Source organism: Serratia sp. EC4 (assembly GCF_059652115.1).
The window spans coordinates 88,408-105,357 of record NZ_JBNIDE010000009.1; the positions used below are offsets into that span (position 1 = coordinate 88,408).

The following is a 16,950-nucleotide window of genomic DNA, read 5'->3' on the forward strand; positions in this document are numbered from 1 at the left end:
GTATGGTGGCATTCGAATTCCAGCCAGATGCCTGATTGTCGCCATGTCTGAAACGTACAGTCTCACCAACAACGTCCCGGTCAACCAGCAGATCTATCGCTTCCTGCGCAAGGATATCGTCGACTGCACCATCCCCCCCGGCACCCTGCTGTCCGAGAAAGAGATCTCCACCCGCTTTTGCGTTTCGCGCCAGCCGGTGCGCGAAGCCTTCATCAAGCTGGCGGAGGCCGGCCTGGTGCAGATCCTGCCGCAGCGCGGCACCTTCGTGATGAAGATTTCCGCCAAGCGCGTGGCCGACGGGCGCTTTATCCGTCAAGCGGTGGAATGCGCCATCGTGCGCCGCGCGGCTGAGCGCGCCACTCCGGCGCAGCTGATGACGCTGGAGCATAACCTGCACCGTCAAGAGCTGGCGGCGCAGAACGGGCAAACGCGCGAATTTTTGGCGCTGGACGACGAGTTCCACCAGCTGCTGACCCAGTTTGCCGACTGCCCGCTGGCGTGGGAGACCATCGAAACCATCAAGGCCACCATGGATCGGGTGCGTTTCCTCAGCCTGAGCGAAGTCTCGCCGCCGGAGAGCCTGATCAAGCAGCACTACCGCATCTATGAAGCGCTGAAAGCGCGCGATGCCGAGGCGGCGGAGCGCGCCATCCACGATCATCTGCAGGAGATGATCTACTCCATCACCCCGATCGCCCTGCAGAACACCGAGTGGTTCGAGATCGAATAATCAACCGCTTAGCAAGCCGGGGGCGATCGCCCCCGCGTATTTGGCCACGCAAATGGCATTTCCTCTCAATCGCATCTATTGTTTGTCCTTGCCGGAGCAAGTTCGGTAGCATCGCTTTACAGCTTCAATCACCGCTTTTTACTGCGCCGGTGGTCAAAAACCCTTGCATTGCCGGTGTATGAAGAAGCTTAATCGGGAGTGAATCATGACTGATATTGTGCAGTTGCTAGGAAAGGAAGCGGAAGATCTGCTGCAACACCGCTGTACCACTATCCCCGCCGAGAATCTCTACCTGCCGGGCGCCGACTTCGTCGACCGCGTAATGATCGATAACAACCGCCCCAACAGCGTGCTGCGTTCGATGCAAACCCTGTTCAACCACGGCCGTCTGGGCGGCACCGGTTATCTGTCTATCCTGCCGGTCGATCAGGGCATCGAGCACTCAGCCGCCGCCTCGTTCGCCGCCAACCCGCTGTATTTCGATCCGAAGAACATCGTCGAGCTGGCGATTGAAGCCGGCTGTAACTGCGTCGCCTCCACCTACGGCGTGCTGGCGTCGGTATCGCGCCGCTACGCGCACAAGATCCCGTTCCTGGTCAAACTCAACCACAACGAAACGCTGAGCTACCCGACCCAGTACGACCAGACCCTGTACGCCAGCGTCGAGCAGGCGTTCAACATGGGCGCGGTGGCGGTCGGCGCCACCATTTACTTCGGCTCCGAGCAGTCGCGCCGCCAGATCGAAGAGATCTCGATCGCCTTCGAGCGCGCGCATGAGCTGGGTATGGTCACGGTGCTGTGGGCCTATCTGCGCAACCCGGCGTTCAACAAGGACGGCGTGGACTACCACTCCAGCGCCGATCTGACCGGCCAGGCCAACCACATCGCCGCCACCATCGGCGCCGACATCGTCAAACAGAAAATGGCGGAAAACAACGGCGGCTACCGCGCAGTGAAATTCGGCTACACCGACGACCGCGTCTACACCAAGCTGACCACCGATCACCCGATCGATCTGGTGCGTTACCAGTTAGCCAACTGCTACATGGGCCGCGCCGGGCTGATCAACTCCGGCGGCGCCGCCGGTGAGAACGATCTGCAGGAATCGGTGCGCACCGCGGTGATCAACAAACGCGCCGGCGGCATGGGCCTGATCCTGGGGCGTAAAGCCTTCAAGAAATCGATGAAAGACGGCGTGGCGCTGATCAACGCCGTGCAAGACGCCTATCTGGACAAGAAGGTCACCATCGCCTGATGTGACGGACCGTCTGTCCCAAAGCCCGGTTCGCCGGGCTTTTTTGTGCCCGTTATCCCGCCTCCCGCGCCGTTAACCTTCTCTTTCTTTCATTTTAAACTTTCAAAATAAAATATTTATCTTTCAAATTGTGATCTGTTTAAAACAAATAGCCCAACAAAGTGACTACTGTAAGGCCCATGGCGACAGAGCCGCCGTTCGCTCCAGGCCATATCAGTCCATTACAGGAGAACATAATGATTGAGCTAATCACCCACGGCGCCGAGTGGTTTATCGGCCTGTTTCAGAAAGGCGGTGAAGTGTTTGTCGGCATGGTGACCGGCATTTTGCCCTTGTTGATCAGCCTGTTGGTTATCATGAACGCGCTGATCAAATTTGTTGGCCAGGAACGTATCGAACGATTGGCGCAGCGCTGCGCGGGCAACCCCGTTTCGCGTTATCTGCTGCTGCCGCTGATCGGCACCTTTGTCTTCTGCAACCCGATGACCCTCAGCCTGGGGCGCTTCATGCCGGAGAAATACAAGCCGAGTTACTACGCCGCGGCCTCCTACAGCTGCCACTCGATGAACGGCCTGTTTCCGCACATCAACCCCGGCGAACTGTTCGTTTATCTCGGCATCGCCAGCGGCCTGACCACCCTCGGCCTGCCGCTCGGCCCGTTGGCGGTGAGCTATTTCCTGGTGGGGCTGTTCACCAACTTCTTCCGCGGCTGGGTCACCGATCTCACCACCAGTCTGTTTGAACGCAAGATGGGCATCCGTCTGGATCGCCAGGTGCAACTTTAATTCGTGGAGTGCAGCATGAGTGCTTATATCCGTATTGAAAAAGGCGCCAGCGGCTGGGGCGGCCCCCTGGAGCTGCCGATAGAGCCCGGCAAAAAAGTGGTGTACATCACCGCCGGCACCCGGCCTTCCATCGTCGATCGCCTCAGCGAATTGACCGGCTGGCCCGCCGTCGACGGTTTCAAAGAGGGCGAGCCGCCGGCGGAAGAGATCGGCGTGGCGGTGATCGACTGCGGCGGCACCCTGCGCTGCGGCCTGTACCCGAAACGCCGCATTCCGACGGTCAACATCCATGCCACCGGCCAGTCCGGCCCGCTGGCGCAGTTTATCCTCGAAGACATCTATGTCTCCGGCGTGCGTGACCACAACATCAGCCGAATCGACGCGACGGAGAACCCACCCGCCGCCGCGGTTGCAGCGCCGCCCAAGGCGCGCGACTACGACACCAGCAAGAAGATCACCGAACAAAGCGACGGGCTGCTGGCGAAGGTCGGCATGGGTATGGGATCGGTGGTGGCGGTGTTCTTCCAGGCCGGACGAGACACCATCGACACCGTGCTGAAGACCATTCTGCCGTTTATGGCGTTCGTCTCGGCCTTGATCGGCATCATCATGGCCTCCGGCCTCGGAGACTTTATCGCTCACGGCCTGACGCCGCTCGCCAACAGCCCGATCGGCCTGGTGACGCTGGCGCTGATCTGCTCATTCCCGCTGCTGTCGCCGTTCCTCGGCCCCGGCGCGGTCATCGCCCAGGTGATCGGCGTGCTGGTCGGGGTACAGATCGGCCTCGGCCATATTCCGCCGCAGCTGGCGCTGCCCGCGCTGTTCGCCATCAACGCGCAGGCCGCCTGCGACTTCATTCCGGTCGGCCTGTCGCTGGCGGAAGCCAAACAGGACACCGTGCGGGTCGGCGTGCCTTCAGTGCTGGTCGGCCGCTTCCTGACCGGCGCGCCGACGGTGTTAATCGCCTGGGCCGCCTCGGCCTTCATTTATCAATAATGTGATCCCCAGGGAGACGTTTATGCACACCATTTTTCACACCACCATCACGCAGATCGGCGGCTGCGCCCGCGACGCGTTGCTGGACAACATGCTGATCACCTTCCGTGAAGGCGCCCCGGCGGATATCGAAGAGTTCTGCTTCATCCACCGCCACGGCGCAACCGCCGGCGAGCTGCAGGTCGGCGGCGTGATGGAACTGGCGCAGCAGCGCTACGCCATCACCGCCGTCGGCAGCGTCGCCACGCAGAATCTGCGCGAGCTGGGCCACGTCACCGTGCGCTTCGACGGCGAAGCCGAAGCCGAATTCCCCGGCTCGATCCACGTATCCGGCCCGACGCCGACCGATATCCCGTTGGGCAGCACGCTGTCATTTATCGCATAAGGAGTAGACCATGTCTGAAGTAGCTGTAGTGATTGGCGGCGGCCAAACGTTAGGCGCCTTTTTGTCCCACGGGCTGGCGCAGGCCGGTTATCGGGTGGCGGTGGCCGATCTGAACGCCGACAACGCCAATCGGGTGGCGCGGCAGATCAACGAAGAGTACGGCACAGGCAGCGCCTGCGGTTTTCAAGCCGACGCCACCGACGAGCAGAGCGTGATCGCGCTGGCGACGGCGGTTGACCGGGCGTTCGGCCAGGCCAACCTGCTGGTGTACAGCGCCGGCATCGCCAAGGCGGCGCCAATCACCGATTTCCCGCTGGGCGACTTCGACCGCTCGCTGCAGGTGAACCTGGTGGGCTATTTCCTCTGCGCCCGCGAGTTCTCGCGCCTGATGATCCGCGACGGCATCGCCGGGCGCATCATCCAGATCAACTCCAAGTCCGGCAAGGTCGGCAGCAAGCACAACTCCGGCTACAGCGCCGCCAAGTTCGGCGGCGTGGGGCTGACGCAGTCGCTGGCGCTCGATCTGGCGGAGTACGGCATCACCGTGCATTCGCTGATGCTCGGCAACCTGCTGAAGTCGCCGATGTTCCAGTCGCTGCTGCCGCAGTACGCGCAAAAACTGGGCATCGCGCCGGACCAGGTGGAGCAGTACTACATCGACAAGGTGCCGCTGAAGCGCGGTTGCGACTATCAGGACGTACTGAACACCCTGCTGTTCTACGCCAGCGACAAGGCCTCTTACTGCACCGGCCAGTCGATCAACATCACCGGCGGCCAGGTGATGTTCTGACGCCATCGACGCCCCCTTCCGCGGAAGGGGGCCTAAGGAGAACCCCATGACACAAGCTTTGATCGCCTTCGCGCTGCTGGCCTGGCTGCTGCAAATCGCCTTCGGCTGGTGGCAACTGCAACGTTTCAACCGCGCCTTCGACGGTTTATGCCGGCTGGGCGCCGTGGGCGTCGGCCGTTCCGGCGGCCGTTTTCGCCCGCGGGTGGTGCTGGCGCTGGCCTTCGACGCCGATCGGCGGGTATGCGGCAGCCTGTTGCTGCGCGGCCTGACCGTCTTCGCCCGGCCCCACCCGCTGCCTCATTTACACGGATTGCATCAGCGGGATTTGCGCCCGGATGTGATCTTCCCCGAGGATCGCGCATGCCAGTCTGCACTATCGTTAGCGATTGACCCCAAATCGTGATATTTTCACATTAAAAGACATTACCTTTCATAGTGAATTATTCAGCGAGGGGAAATGCCCAACTCTTGTGAACGGGAATCGCGATGAAACCAAAGCAGCGGCAGGCCGCTATCCTTGAATATCTGCAGCGGCATGGCAAAACGGCGGTGGACGCCCTGGCCGAGCATTTCTCCACCACCGGCACCACCATCCGCAAGGATCTCACCCTGCTGGAAGAAGAAGGCGAGGTGATCCGCACTTACGGCGGCGTGGTGCTCAGCCGCGACGACGGCGATCAGCCAATCGACCGTAAAACCCATATCAACACCGAGAAAAAACGCCGCATCGCCAGCGCCGCCGTGGCGCTGATCGCCGACGGCGACTCGCTGATCTTCGACGCCGGCAGCACGGTGCTGCAGATGGTGCCGCACCTGGCGCAGTTCAATAACATCACGGTGATGACCAACAGCCTGACCATCGTCAACGCGCTGGTGGAACTGGACAACGATCAGACCATCCTGATGCCCGGCGGCACCTACCGCAAAAAATCGGCCTCGTTCCACGGCAGCCTGGCCGAATCGGCGTTTCAGCAATTCAGCTTCGACAAGCTGTTTATCGGCGCGGACGGCGTCGATCTCAACGCAGGCGTCACCACCTTCAACGAAGTGCACAACGTCAGCAAAGCGATGTGCGAAGCCGCCGGCCGCATTATTTTGTTGGTGGACTCCTCGAAATTCGGCCGCAAGAGCCCGAACGTGGTGTGCGAACTCAGCGCCGTCGACACGCTGATCACCGACCGAGACATCAACCCCGATTACCTCGCCGCCCTGCAGGCGAAAGGCATCAATATCATTCTGGTAGGAGACCCCGATGAGTAACGCCAACGCCCTGCTCGCCTTCGCCCGCGAAACGCTGGAGATCGAGTTGACCGAAGCGCAGCGCCTGCTGGCGCGCCTGGATGACAATTTCGTCTGCGCCTGCGAGCTGCTGCTGAACTGCCGCGGCAAAGCGGTGATTTCCGGCATCGGCAAGTCCGGCCATATCGGCAAGAAGATCGCCGCGTCGCTGGCCAGCACCGGCACGCCGTCATTCTTCGTGCATCCGGCGGAGGCGCTGCACGGCGATCTCGGCATGATCGGCGCCGACGACGTGGTGGTGTTCATTTCCTACTCCGGCCGCGCCAAAGAGCTGGATCTGATCCTGCCGCTGCTGGCGGAGAACGGCATTCCGGTGATCGCCGTTACCGGCGGCAAAGAGTCGCCGCTGGCGCAGGCCGCGGCCTGCGTGCTGGATATCGGCGTCGAGCGCGAAGCCTGCCCGATGGGGCTGGCGCCCACCTCCAGCGCGGTCAACACCCTGATGATGGGCGACGCCCTGGCGATGGCGCTGATGCGCCAGCGCGGTTTCAACGCGGAAGACTTCGCCCGATCGCACCCGGGCGGCAGCCTGGGCGCGCGTCTGCTGAACCGCGTGCATCACCTGATGCGCACCGGCGATCGCCTGCCGCGCGTGAGCGAAAGCGCCAACGTGATGGAGGCGATGCTGGAACTGAGCCGCACCGGGCTGGGGTTGGTAGCGGTCTGCGACGCGCAGCAGCGGGTGGTGGGCGTATTTACCGACGGCGACCTGCGCCGCTGGCTGGTGAAGGGCAACAGCCTGCAGGATCCGCTCAGCCCGGCGATCACCCGCCCCGGCTATCGGCTGCCAGAGCAGTGGCGCGCCGGGGAGGCGCTGGAAGCGCTGCACGAACAACACATCAGCGCGGCTCCGGTGGTCGATATGGACGGCGTGCTGGTGGGGGCGCTCAACCTGCACGATCTGCATCAGGCCGGCATCGGCTGATCAACGCCGGGGGGCGCCATCACCAGCGCCCCCCGGTCAGATCATTTCCAATCGGGATTGTTCTCGAACTGCTGCTTCAGCAGCGCTTTCATGTCGTCATTCGGCTTGCCGAGCCACTGGTACTTGGCATACTTCTTCGGATGATCGACGGCTTCCGGCCGATCTTCCACTTCCACCCGCACGCCCCAGGCCTGGGATTTGTCCGCGCTGAACGCCACGATCAAAAAGTTATTGCCGCAGTCGTGGGGCTTGCACAGGTTGCCGACCAGATACTCTTTGCCCTTCCAGTTCAGATTCTGCGCCGGCGTAGAGGTGCCGACGCCCTTGCGCGCCCAGCCCGGCATCCGCGCCTGGCCTTTGACCATGTTTTGCCAGCTGGCCTGATACCCCGGCTGCTGAATCAAATCCGATGTGGTGACGATTTGTTGGGCAAAGCTGCCCGCGCTGAAGCTGAGCAGTGCGCCAAAGAGGGCGCAACGCAGCGCCTGGTGTCCCGTCATAGTCCTTCTCCCTAGGTTAAATCAGGTTTCGCCCATAAAACCGGGCCTGAACTAGTCAGACCACGGTTGCGGCAAAAAGTTGACTCACCACCAGGCGTGAAAATGATGCACCGGCCCGATGCCGTGCCCCACTTCCAGCGTATCCGCCTGTTGCAGCGCTTGTTGCAGGTAGCCCTTGGCGGCGGCCACCGTGGCCGCCCAGTCGGCATGGCGCGGACGCAGCGCCGCCAGCGCGGCCGAGAGCGTGCAACCGGTGCCGTGGGTATGGCGGGTGGCGACGCGCGGCGCGGTAAAGCGCTGCTCGCCTTCGGCGGTAAACAGCCAGTCCGGGCTCTCGCTTTCGCTCAGGTGGCCGCCCTTCATCAGCACCGCTCGGCAGCCCATCGCCAGCAGCGCCCGCCCCTGCTCGCGCATCTGCGCTTCATCTTCCGCCGGCGCGCACGCCAGCAGCGCCGCCGCTTCCGGCAGGTTCGGCGTAATGATCGACACCAGCGGCAACAGCTCGCGTCGAATCGACGCCACCGCCTCCGGGGCCAGCAACGGATCGCCGCTTTTCGCCAGCATCACGGTGTCCAGCACCACGAATTCCGGCCGGTAATGGCGCAGCCGTTCGGCCACCGCCTGCACGATATCGGCGTTGGCCAGCATGCCGATCTTGACGCTGTCGATGCGCACGTCGCTGAACACCGAGTCCAGCTGCGCGGCGACAAACGCCGGATCGATGTAATACACCGACTGCACGCCGCGGGTATTCTGCGCCACCAGCGCGGTGATCACCGAGGTGCCGTAGGCGCCAAGCGCCGAGAAGGCCTTCAGATCGGCCTGAATGCCGGCACCGCCGCTGGGATCGGTGCCGGCGATGGTCAGCGCGTTAATGCGTTTCATCACAGATCCTCCCCGCGCAGCTGATACAGGGCGTCGAGGAACGCCGGCGTAAAACTGCCCGGCCCGGCGGCCTGCCTGGCCGCGAGGCCGCCGCAGTGGGACATCACCCGGCAGGCGGCCGCCACATTGTCCAGGCGATCGCCCGGCAGGGCGCAAAACGCCGCCGCCACCGCCGACAGCGCGCAGCCGGTGCCCACCACCCGCGTCATCAGCGAGGAGCCGCCTTCGATCGCCCAATCGCGTTGGCCGTCGGTGACGTAATCCACCGCGCCGGTGACCGCTACTACCGCACCGCTGCGCTGCGCCAGCTCACGCGCGGCGGGCAATGCCGCCAAGGAATCGTCGCCGCTGTCCACGCCGCGGCCGCTGGCCAGCAACCCGCTGAGCGCCATGATTTCCGAGGCGTTGCCGCGTATCGCCGCCGGTTTCTCGTCCAGCAGCTGTTTGGCGAAGGCGGTGCGGTAGGAGAGCGCGCCAACCGCCACCGGATCCAGCGTCCAGGGCTTGCCGGCCTGATTGGCGGCGGCCACCGCCGCGCGCATCGATTCGGCGCGCAGCGCGTTGAGGGTGCCGACGTTGATCAGCAGGCCGTCGGCCAGCGCGCTGAACTGCGCCGCCTCTTGCGGCTCCACCACCATCGCCGGGGAGGCGCCGAGCGCCAGCAGCACGTTGGCGGTCAGCGATTGCACCACTTCGTTGGTCAGGCAGTGGATCAGCGGAGGCCGCTGTTGGAATTGAGTCAGGCAGGCCGCGGCGCGAGCGCCGGGTAGTGCATCAGGTCGAGCGATCATATTCCTCCCAACCGGCGTTCAAGAAGGCGGCGCCGGTTGGGCGGCCGTGACTTCCCTACGCTGGCATTATCCAGATCAGGTAATACGGGTATTTCTCAGCCTTCACGCAGAAGGGCACCCCGAGTCATGAAAATCAATAGGTTGTGATCAACGTTGCGTTAATCCCTGAGCGGGATCATGCCAGCGGCGGCGCGGACAAACAAGCGAATAAATTCGCTCGCGCCTAAGCGATGTTGCCCTCTTTTCCCGCCAGATACAGGCTCAGCACGCCGGGCAGCTCCGCCAACGTAAACGCCACGCTCTGCGGCGCCGTTTTGAAGATGTGATGCAAGGTGCCGGCCACCAGGCTTTGCAACAGCCGGGTTTGCTGCAGGATCTCCGTCTCGGCGGTCTCGGGGCGACGCAGCTGCAGCACTCGGGCGATCAGCGCCAGGAAGCTGGACTTTTCGTCCGGCAGGTTCATTTCCCGCATCACCGGCAGGTAGTCGGCGTGCTCGCGCAGGTATTGCGCATAGGGTGAAAACAGCCGCTGGATCACCGCTTCAGCGGAGAGGTGCCGCCACTCGTCGTCGCTGGCCAGCGCCATGTCGCGCACCAGCGCCTCGATCGATTCGGTATGCCGATCCGCCAGCGCCTTGATCACCGCGTGGCGATCGGGGAAAAAGTGATACATCGAGCCGATGGAGGTTTTGGCGTGTTTGGCCAGCCGCTGCATGCTGAGCGCCGCCAGGCCATCCTGCGCCACGATCGCCGCCGCTGAATCCAGAATGGTTTGTACGCGTTGCCGCCCTCTTTCCTGCTGCGGCTCTCGCCCGGTGATGTGTTCGTCGATTTGCATATTCGTTTCTGCCCGCTGTCATCAACGCATTATACCCATTTGCCGCCGCGAAGGCAGGGTGACACAAAAAACTAGATTAACCCCTCTAGTTTAGAGTAGAGTATTTATTCTAGTTTCCCCTTGCGCAAGCATGGGGGTGACAAACAGTGACCTCACTCACTGAAAAAGAGTCATTTCATTCGGCCCGTCGACCAAGCCAATCGCCAGAGAACGCCCTATGCCCGACAAAAAACTGCTTATCACCTGCCTGACCGCGCTGTTGCTCACCGGGTGCTCGCCGGCACCGTCCATGGTGGTGTTCGGCGCTTCGTTCCCCGACTGGCTGTTTTGCCTGTGCGGCGGCGTGGCGGGCATGGTGGCGATCCACCTGCTGCTGCGCACCCCGGAAAAACGCGCCTGGCTGGCGCCGCAGCTGCTGACGTATCCGGCGCTGACCGCGCTGATCGCCATGCTGACCTGGTTACTGGTTTTCCCCCACTGAGACTGACGCCATGACCCAACCACAAACCTCCAACAAGCGCAGACTGCTGGTGCTTACCATCCTGGCGTTGACGCTCATCGTGGCCGCCGTCGTCGTCTGGCGGGTGGAAAACGCCCCCACTACCGACGATGCCTACGCCTATGCCGACACCATCGACGTAGTGCCGGAGGTGAACGGCCGCATCATCGAGATGCCGATCCGCGACAACCAGGAAGTGCGGCAAGGCGATCTGCTGTTCCGCATCGATCCGCGCCCTTACCAGGACGCGCTGGCGGCCAGCGAAGCGCGCCTGATCACGCTGAATGAACAGATCAAGCTGACGCAGCGTTCGGTCAACGCGCAGCAGTACAATGCCGAATCGATGAACGCCATCGTCAAACGCTCGCAGGCGCTGGTGGCGCAGGCGACCGACACCCTCAACCGCCGGCAGAAGCTGCTCGGCAAGAACTACGTTTCGGCGGAAGAAGTGGAAACCGCCCGCACCTCCCAGCGCTCGGCGCAGGCGGAACTGCAGGCCGCATTGCTGCAGGCGAAACAGGCGGAAGCCGCCGTCAGCGGCGTCGAAGCCCTGGTCGCGCAGCGTGCCGAAGTGCAGGCCGACATCGCCATCGCCAAACTGAACCTGGAGTTCACCGAGGTGAGAGCGCCGTTCGACGGCCGCATCGCCTCCCTGAAAACCACCGTAGGCCAATATGCCTCCAGCGCCAAACCGGTGTTCACGCTGATCGACACCCGCCACTGGTACGTGGTCGCCAACTTCCGCGAAACCGACCTGAAGGGCGTGCATCCCGGCGTGCCGGCCACGCTGTATTTAATGAGCGACGCCGGCCAGACCTTCAGTGGCAAGGTGGAATCGATCAGCTACGGCGTGCAGCCCGACGACGGCGGCACAGTGCTGGGCGGGCTGCCCAACGTGTCGCGCAACATCAACTGGGTGCACGTTTCGCAGCGCTTCCCGGTCAAGATCGCGGTAGAAGCCCCCAACCCGGCGCTGTTCCGCGTGGGCGCTTCGGCGGTGGCCAAGCTGAACCTGCGCCATGAAGAATAAAACGATGTCTCACGGCTGGCTGTCCCAGTTGATCGACGAGCTGCGCCCTTCGGACAGCCGCATCAACCTGGTGATCCGCGCCCTGCTCTCCAGCGCGATCGCCATCGTGATCTCGCAGACGCTGCAGGTGCCGTGGCTGGCGCTGTCGCTGATCGCTGTCTTCTTTATCACGCAGTCCAATATCGTGATCACCCGCGCAATCGGCATCCTGTTTTTCGTCAGCTCCACGCTGGCGATCGGCGCCGCTATCCTGGTGCTGAAATTCACCTACGACTACCCGATGCTGCGCATCCTGCTCTCCAGCGCGCTGTTTTTCCTCAGCGTGTTCCTGATGCGGGTGACCAAGGTTGGGGTGCTGTTCTTCCTGATGGCGCTGGTGGTGATCTACACGCAAAGCTTTGTCGATCTCACTCCGCAGGCGGAAGTGGTGATACGGCTGGTGCTGTGGGTATGGGTGGCGATCAACTACGCCATCCTGCTCACCCTGATCGTCAATACCCTGCTGCTGCCGGCTGAACCGCTGAAACAGCTAAAGGGCCGGATGAACGCGGTGTTGGACGAAACCCGCGCTATGTTGGCCAACGGCGGCGAGACGCGCGATCTGAGCGCCATCTCGCAGCACGCCACCGAGCTGCATAAGCTGCTGCGCTTTTCGGTGATGCGCAGCGATCGCTGCCGCGCCAACGAGCCCGGTTATCTGGCGCTGATCACCCTGGTGTTGCAGCTCAATATTCTGGCCTACCAGCTGCCGCCGGCTTTCGGCGCGGCCGCGCGTCAATTGGCGCAAGAGATAGACGCCGCCTGCCGCGCGCTGCAAACCGCGATCAGCCACGACAGCGCGCTGCGATTTTCCGTCGCGATCGCCGGCAGCGACGATCCGCAGGTGCCGGCGCCGCTCAATGAAATGGCCGCCCTCCTGCAGGTCTACGCCAACCGCAGCGACTACGCCGACGCCCTGCAGGCCGCGCCGCCGCCAAAAGTGCCCTTCTTTACCCCCGATGCCCTGACCAACCCGGTTTACATCCAGTTTTCGTTGAAAACGCTGCTGACCGTGCTGGTCGCCTACGTGTTTTATACCGCCGTCGATTGGTCCGGCATTCATACCATCATGCTGAGCTGCCTGATCGTGGCGCAGCCCAGCCTCGGCGCCACACAGCGGCGGGCGCGGCTGCGTCTCGGCGGCGCGGCGATCGGCAGCCTGCTGGCGCTGATCTCGGTGGTGTGGATCATGCCTCACCTCGACAGCCTCGTCGGCTTGCTGCTGCTGACGCTGCCGGTGATCGCCCTCTCCGCCTGGATCGCCGCCGGCTCCGAGAAAATAAGCTATGCCGGGGTACAGATCCTGTTCACCTTTTCCCTGGCGCTGCTGGAAAGCTTCGGCCCGGTCACCGAGCTGACCGAGATCCGCGATCGCCTGATCGGCATCGTGCTGGGAGTAGGGTTCGCCACCTTCATTCACGCCACGCTGTGGCCGGAATACGAAGGGGAGTCACTGCGGCAGCAGGTTGCCAACGTGCTGCGGGAACTGTCGCGCTTCCTCGGCGGCGAGAACACAAACGCCATCGGCATCTGGCAAAAGATCGAGGGCTGCGAAGCGGTGGTGGCCCGGGTGACGCTGGAGCCCACCTGGCAGCTGGCGGACGATAACCATGAAAGCTTCACCCGGCATATCCAACTGATCTTTAACCAGACGCGCAGCCTGTTGCTGACCAGCGAAAAGCTCAACACCTATCTGGCAGGCGGCGGCGCGGCGCTGTCCGCGCAGGAACGCCAGGCGCTGATCGAGGTGCAACGTCAGGGCGGGCGCGTTCTCGCCGAGTATGCGGCGCAGCTTTCCCGCGCGCCGCAAGCGTTGCGGGCGCCCGACTTTCATCCACCGTCGGCCGCCCTGCACGCCGACACCGTGCGCCATCTTGCTCAGGAGCTGAGCGACGGAGTCAATCGCCTGCCCGCCTGGGGCGACGCCTAGCATTTTCCGTTTGTGGCCATGCACGCCCGGCGCCATGCGCTATAGTGAGCACAAACCACCGGGAGATGTCATGCAAATAAGACCTTACCAAGAGGCCGATCGTCCCTTCCTGCGCACGCTGTACCTGGCGTCGCGCAAGGCGGCGTTCGGTTGGCGCAATACCTCAAACTACCAGTTGGAAGATTTCGACCGCGCGACGCTGGGCGAAGCGATTTGGGTGGCGGAAGACGGCGGCGTGCTGCTGGGATTCGTCTCCATCTACCGCGAAGACAACTTCATTCATAACCTGTATGTCGATCCCCATCAGCCGCCGCGCGGCGTCGGCAGTGCGCTGCTGCAAGCGGCGCAAGCCACCTTCACCGCCACCGGCTCGCTGAAATGCCTGGTGAAGAATGAAAAGGCGCTGACGTTCTACCGCAAACACGGTTGGCGTATTATCTCTACCGGCAACGACGGCGAAGAAGATTATTACCTGATGCATTCGCCGGCCCGCTAGCTCTTACCCGCGGCATCCGGCATCCCGCGCAGCGTCAGCCGCCAAAACAGCAGCGCGCTCAGGCTGACGCCTGCCCCCAGCCAGCAGACGCCGCTCCACCCCGCCCAAGCGTACATATGGGTGCCGGCAAAGGCGCCCAGCCCGCTGCCGACGGCGTAAAACAGCATGTAGCAGCCCACCAGCCGGCTATGCGACTGCGGGTGCGCGCGGAAGATCATGCTCTGGTTCAGCACGTGGATCGCCTGGCCCGCCAGATCCAGCAGCACGATGCCCGCCACCAGCCAAGCCAGGCCGCTGCCGAGCAAACCGAGCGGCAGCCAGGCCAGTGTCAACAGCAACAGACACGCGCCGCTGGCCGCCTGCCCCAGCCCGCGATCCGCCAGATGCCCGGCGCGCACCGCCGCCAGCGCGCCCACCGCGCCGACCAGGCCGAACGCTCCCACCGCGGCATGGGTGAAGTTGAACGGCGCCTGGCTCAGCGGCAACACCAGCGAACTCCAAAAGAGGCTGAAAGCGCCGAACATCAGCAGCGCGAGCATGCCGCGAATTTGCAGCGTGCGGTCATGCCGCAACAGGCTCAACATCGAACGCAGCAGCGCGGGATAACTCAGCGTGCTGGGCGCGGTGCGCGGCGCAGGCAGCAGGCGCGACAGGATCGGCAGCAATACCAGCGTCACTCCGGCGGAGAAGAAGTACACCGTGCGCCAGCCGCCAACGTCCGCCAGCGCGCCGGACAAGGTGCGCGCCAGCAGCAACCCCAGCACCACCCCGCCCTGCGCCGCGCCGACCACCCGCCCGCGTTCCTGCGGCGCCGCCAGGGCGGCGGCGAATGCGATCAGCCCCTGCGTCATGGCGGTGCCCAGTAGCCCCACCAGCAACATCCCCGCCAGCAGCCAGGGCGCGCTGTGCGCCCAGCCCACCAGCAGCAGCGCGCCGATCAGCCCCAGCTGTTGCCCCGCCAGCAATCGATGCCGGTTCAACCGATCCCCCAGCGGCACCACCAACAGCAACGCCAGCGCGCAGCCCAACTGAGTCACGGTGATCACCATGCCGACCGCCGCCAGGCTGATGGAAAAATCGCGGGCGATGGCGTCCAGCAGCGGCTGCGCATAGTAAACGTTGGCCACGCTGAAGGCGCTGGCGACGGCCAACAGCAGCACCAGGGCGGCCGGCAGACGCCCCAGCGCCGCACAGGGAGGATCCAGCGGTTTGTCGCTCATTGCACACCTCAATCTGGTTTCATTATTAAACCCAATGAACTTTAGGTGCAGAGGTTTTATAATGCAACCAGAATGTGCAGCTGGAGATAACCGCCGTGAAACGTAAAAGCCTGGAAGACGCGCCGTGCCCGGTGGCGCGCACGCTGGATGTGATTGGCGACTGGTGGTCGCTGCTGATCGTGCGCGACGCCTTCGACGGCGTCACCCGCTTCAGCGAATTTCAAAAAGGGCTGGGGATGGCGAAGAACATCCTCGCCACCCGCCTGCGCGCGCTGGTGACGCACGGCGTGCTGGAGATCGTGCCCGCCGCAGACGGCAGCGCCTATCAGGAATATGTGCTGACCGAGAAAGGCCGTGCACTGTTTCCGGTGATCGTCGGCCTGCGCCAGTGGGGGGAAGATCATCTGTTCGCCGAGGGAGAAGCGCACTCAACGCTGGTGGAAAGCGACAGCGGCCGCCCCGTGCCGCGCCTGACGCCGATCGGCAGCGCCGGGCAGACGCTCACCCCGCTGAATACCCGAGTGGTGAAAATACCTTAGCCGCGACAACGCTCAGCAGCGGGCATCCGGCTCCTGCATGATTCGCTTCGCAGCGCCATCCGGGTAATGTATAGTCCGCGTTTTACGGAGATCCCATGCTGACCAACTCATCCATTCGTTTGAACAAATACATTAGCGAGAGCGGCATCTGCTCACGCCGCGACGCCGATCGATACATCGAACAGGGCAACGTTTTCATCAACGGTAAACGCGCCACCGTTGGCGCCCAGGTATTTGCCGGCGATGTCGTGAAGGTTAACGGTCAGCTGATCGAACCGCGCAATGAAGAAGATCTGGTGCTGATCGCGCTGAACAAACCGGTCGGCATCGTCACCACCACCGAAGACGGCGAGCGCGACAACATCGCCGACTTCGTCAACCACAGCAAGCGCATCTTCCCGATCGGCCGCCTGGACAAGGATTCGCAGGGGCTGATCTTTCTGACCAACCACGGTGACCTGGTCAACAAGATCCTGCGGGCCGGCAACAATCACGAGAAAGAGTATCTGGTGACGGTCAACAAGCCGGTGACCGACGAGTTTATTCGCGGCATGGGCGCCGGCGTGCCGATGCTGGGCACGGTGACCAAAAAGTGCAAGGTGAAGAAAGAAGCGCCGTTCGTGTTCCGCATCACGCTGGTGCAGGGGCTGAACCGTCAGATCCGCCGCATGTGCGAACACTTCGGCTACGAGGTCACCAAGCTGGAACGCACGCGCATCATGAACGTCAGCCTGAAAGGGTTGCCGCTGGGCGAGTGGCGCGATCTGACCGATGACGAGCTGATTGAGCTGTTCAAACTGATTGAAGGCTCTTCGTCCGAGGCCAAGCCGGCGAAGAAGGCCCCGGCCAAATCCGCCGCGGCGAAAAAGCCGAGCGCCGGCGGGCCGAAAAGCGCCGACAAAGCCGCTGTGCCGGCCGGCCGCAAGCGCTTTACCCAGCCGGGGCGCAAGAAAAAAGGGCGTTAACCGCCTTCCCCCGCTCAGCCCGCCGTTGCGCGGGCTTTTTTATCGTGAAAGTC

General features: G+C 63.1%; 20 protein-coding genes and 1 riboswitch. Of the genes, 15 read left to right on the top strand and 5 right to left on the bottom strand.

The window, feature by feature from the left end; translation table 11 throughout:
• Positions 1-43 precede the first annotated feature (43 nt).
• From ACP39K_RS20475 to gutQ, 9 genes are all read left to right on the top strand, one after another.
• Positions 44-730 (top strand): GntR family transcriptional regulator, encoded by a 687-nt coding sequence (locus ACP39K_RS20475; RefSeq protein WP_016926696.1) that lies wholly within the window; start codon positions 44-46, stop codon positions 728-730.
• A gap of 205 nt (positions 731-935) precedes the next feature.
• Positions 936-1,985 (top strand): class I fructose-bisphosphate aldolase, encoded by a 1,050-nt coding sequence (gene fbaB, locus ACP39K_RS20480; protein ID WP_015378749.1) that lies wholly within the window; start codon positions 936-938, stop codon positions 1,983-1,985.
• A 236-nt stretch (positions 1,986-2,221) separates the two neighbouring features.
• Positions 2,222-2,770 (top strand): PTS glucitol/sorbitol transporter subunit IIC, encoded by a 549-nt coding sequence (gene srlA, locus ACP39K_RS20485; RefSeq protein WP_004941528.1) that lies wholly within the window; start codon positions 2,222-2,224, stop codon positions 2,768-2,770.
• A 15-nt stretch (positions 2,771-2,785) separates the two neighbouring features.
• A complete protein-coding gene (gene srlE / locus ACP39K_RS20490) occupies positions 2,786-3,766 on the top strand; it encodes a PTS glucitol/sorbitol transporter subunit IIB (RefSeq protein ID WP_016926695.1) in 981 nt (326 codons plus the stop codon).
• A gap of 22 nt (positions 3,767-3,788) precedes the next feature.
• Positions 3,789-4,151 (top strand): PTS glucitol/sorbitol transporter subunit IIA, encoded by a 363-nt coding sequence (gene srlB / locus ACP39K_RS20495; RefSeq protein WP_033639642.1) that lies wholly within the window; start codon positions 3,789-3,791, stop codon positions 4,149-4,151.
• Positions 4,152-4,161: 10 nt separating this feature from the next.
• Complete coding sequence (srlD, locus tag ACP39K_RS20500) at positions 4,162-4,941, top strand: sorbitol-6-phosphate dehydrogenase (RefSeq protein ID WP_147827706.1); 780 nt, start codon at positions 4,162-4,164, stop codon at positions 4,939-4,941.
• Positions 4,942-4,987: 46 nt separating this feature from the next.
• The gene (gene gutM / locus ACP39K_RS20505; RefSeq protein ID WP_497008800.1) at positions 4,988-5,344 is read left to right on the top strand and encodes a transcriptional regulator GutM; all 357 of its coding nucleotides are present in this window, start codon (positions 4,988-4,990) and stop codon (positions 5,342-5,344) included.
• 83 nt (positions 5,345-5,427) lie between these two features.
• Positions 5,428-6,201 (top strand): glucitol operon DNA-binding transcriptional repressor SrlR, encoded by a 774-nt coding sequence (srlR, locus tag ACP39K_RS20510; RefSeq protein ID WP_016926692.1) that lies wholly within the window; start codon positions 5,428-5,430, stop codon positions 6,199-6,201.
• Positions 6,194-7,165, top strand: a complete 972-nt coding sequence (gutQ, locus tag ACP39K_RS20515) for an arabinose-5-phosphate isomerase GutQ (protein WP_016926691.1) — start codon at positions 6,194-6,196, stop codon at positions 7,163-7,165. The genes srlR and gutQ overlap by 8 nt, the downstream gene beginning before the upstream one ends.
• Positions 7,166-7,206: 41 nt before the next feature.
• On the opposite strand, the gene ACP39K_RS20520 is transcribed toward gutQ, so the two are convergent.
• The 4 genes from ACP39K_RS20520 to ACP39K_RS20535 all read right to left on the bottom strand — a co-directional run bounded on the left by ACP39K_RS20520 (position 7,207) and on the right by ACP39K_RS20535 (position 10,179).
• On the bottom strand, positions 7,207-7,665 hold the full coding sequence (locus tag ACP39K_RS20520; protein ID WP_033639640.1) for an inhibitor of vertebrate lysozyme family protein: 459 nt from the start codon (positions 7,663-7,665) through the stop codon (positions 7,207-7,209).
• An 84-nt stretch (positions 7,666-7,749) separates the two neighbouring features.
• Positions 7,750-8,550, bottom strand: coding sequence for a bifunctional hydroxymethylpyrimidine kinase/phosphomethylpyrimidine kinase (thiD, locus tag ACP39K_RS20525; protein WP_033639638.1), 801 nt, complete (start codon positions 8,548-8,550; stop codon positions 7,750-7,752).
• Positions 8,550-9,341, bottom strand: coding sequence for a hydroxyethylthiazole kinase (thiM, locus tag ACP39K_RS20530; RefSeq protein ID WP_497008801.1), 792 nt, complete (start codon positions 9,339-9,341; stop codon positions 8,550-8,552). Before thiM ends, thiD begins: the two co-directional genes overlap by 1 nt.
• A 35-nt stretch (positions 9,342-9,376) precedes the next feature.
• A riboswitch (TPP riboswitch) is annotated at positions 9,377-9,473 on the bottom strand.
• 91 nt (positions 9,474-9,564) lie between these two features.
• Positions 9,565-10,179 (bottom strand): TetR/AcrR family transcriptional regulator, encoded by a 615-nt coding sequence (locus ACP39K_RS20535; RefSeq protein ID WP_048796712.1) that lies wholly within the window; start codon positions 10,177-10,179, stop codon positions 9,565-9,567.
• A 217-nt stretch (positions 10,180-10,396) separates the two neighbouring features.
• Between ACP39K_RS20535 and ACP39K_RS20540 the strand changes: the two genes are divergently transcribed.
• The 4 genes from ACP39K_RS20540 (at position 10,397) to ACP39K_RS20555 (ending at position 14,173) form a co-directional block, all read left to right on the top strand.
• Positions 10,397-10,660, top strand: a complete 264-nt coding sequence (locus ACP39K_RS20540; RefSeq protein WP_004941494.1) for a YtcA family lipoprotein — start codon at positions 10,397-10,399, stop codon at positions 10,658-10,660.
• Positions 10,661-10,670: 10 nt separating this feature from the next.
• Positions 10,671-11,708, top strand: a complete 1,038-nt coding sequence (gene mdtN, locus ACP39K_RS20545) for a multidrug transporter subunit MdtN (RefSeq protein ID WP_016926685.1) — start codon at positions 10,671-10,673, stop codon at positions 11,706-11,708.
• Between the two features lie 4 nt (positions 11,709-11,712).
• Positions 11,713-13,677, top strand: coding sequence for an FUSC family protein (locus ACP39K_RS20550; RefSeq protein WP_060445272.1), 1,965 nt, complete (start codon positions 11,713-11,715; stop codon positions 13,675-13,677).
• A 70-nt stretch (positions 13,678-13,747) separates the two neighbouring features.
• Complete coding sequence (locus tag ACP39K_RS20555; RefSeq protein ID WP_016926687.1) at positions 13,748-14,173, top strand: GNAT family N-acetyltransferase; 426 nt, start codon at positions 13,748-13,750, stop codon at positions 14,171-14,173.
• On the opposite strand, the gene ACP39K_RS20560 is transcribed toward ACP39K_RS20555, so the two are convergent.
• Positions 14,170-15,393: an MFS transporter gene (locus ACP39K_RS20560; RefSeq protein WP_497008802.1), complete on the bottom strand. Its 1,224-nt coding sequence runs from the start codon at positions 15,391-15,393 to the stop codon at positions 14,170-14,172. The genes ACP39K_RS20555 and ACP39K_RS20560 overlap by 4 nt on opposite strands.
• Positions 15,394-15,488: 95 nt before the next feature.
• Between ACP39K_RS20560 and ACP39K_RS20565 the strand changes: the two genes are divergently transcribed.
• Entirely contained in the window at positions 15,489-15,932 is a 444-nt protein-coding gene (locus ACP39K_RS20565) for a winged helix-turn-helix transcriptional regulator (RefSeq protein ID WP_060445269.1), read from the top strand.
• Between the two features lie 95 nt (positions 15,933-16,027).
• Positions 16,028-16,897: a 23S rRNA pseudouridine(2604) synthase RluF gene (gene rluF / locus ACP39K_RS20570; RefSeq protein WP_033639631.1), complete on the top strand. Its 870-nt coding sequence runs from the start codon at positions 16,028-16,030 to the stop codon at positions 16,895-16,897.
• The last annotated feature ends 53 nt before the right edge of the window (positions 16,898-16,950 follow it).

Coding starts and splice junctions, on each gene's coding strand:
- gutQ (WP_016926691.1), top strand. CDS start 6,194: ATGAGTAACGCCAACGCCCTGCTCGCCTTCGCCCGCGAAACGCTGGAG.
- srlE (WP_016926695.1), top strand. CDS start 2,786: ATGAGTGCTTATATCCGTATTGAAAAAGGCGCCAGCGGCTGGGGCGGC.
- srlA (WP_004941528.1), top strand. CDS start 2,222: ATGATTGAGCTAATCACCCACGGCGCCGAGTGGTTTATCGGCCTGTTT.
- mdtN (WP_016926685.1), top strand. CDS start 10,671: ATGACCCAACCACAAACCTCCAACAAGCGCAGACTGCTGGTGCTTACC.
- ACP39K_RS20520 (WP_033639640.1), bottom strand. CDS start 7,665: ATGACGGGACACCAGGCGCTGCGTTGCGCCCTCTTTGGCGCACTGCTC.
- ACP39K_RS20535 (WP_048796712.1), bottom strand. CDS start 10,179: ATGCAAATCGACGAACACATCACCGGGCGAGAGCCGCAGCAGGAAAGA.
- gutM (WP_497008800.1), top strand. CDS start 4,988: ATGACACAAGCTTTGATCGCCTTCGCGCTGCTGGCCTGGCTGCTGCAA.
- rluF (WP_033639631.1), top strand. CDS start 16,028: ATGCTGACCAACTCATCCATTCGTTTGAACAAATACATTAGCGAGAGC.
- srlD (WP_147827706.1), top strand. CDS start 4,162: ATGTCTGAAGTAGCTGTAGTGATTGGCGGCGGCCAAACGTTAGGCGCC.
- srlB (WP_033639642.1), top strand. CDS start 3,789: ATGCACACCATTTTTCACACCACCATCACGCAGATCGGCGGCTGCGCC.
- ACP39K_RS20560 (WP_497008802.1), bottom strand. CDS start 15,393: ATGAGCGACAAACCGCTGGATCCTCCCTGTGCGGCGCTGGGGCGTCTG.
- fbaB (WP_015378749.1), top strand. CDS start 936: ATGACTGATATTGTGCAGTTGCTAGGAAAGGAAGCGGAAGATCTGCTG.
- thiM (WP_497008801.1), bottom strand. CDS start 9,341: ATGATCGCTCGACCTGATGCACTACCCGGCGCTCGCGCCGCGGCCTGC.
- ACP39K_RS20475 (WP_016926696.1), top strand. CDS start 44: ATGTCTGAAACGTACAGTCTCACCAACAACGTCCCGGTCAACCAGCAG.
- ACP39K_RS20550 (WP_060445272.1), top strand. CDS start 11,713: ATGTCTCACGGCTGGCTGTCCCAGTTGATCGACGAGCTGCGCCCTTCG.
- ACP39K_RS20555 (WP_016926687.1), top strand. CDS start 13,748: ATGCAAATAAGACCTTACCAAGAGGCCGATCGTCCCTTCCTGCGCACG.
- thiD (WP_033639638.1), bottom strand. CDS start 8,550: ATGAAACGCATTAACGCGCTGACCATCGCCGGCACCGATCCCAGCGGC.
- ACP39K_RS20540 (WP_004941494.1), top strand. CDS start 10,397: ATGCCCGACAAAAAACTGCTTATCACCTGCCTGACCGCGCTGTTGCTC.
- srlR (WP_016926692.1), top strand. CDS start 5,428: ATGAAACCAAAGCAGCGGCAGGCCGCTATCCTTGAATATCTGCAGCGG.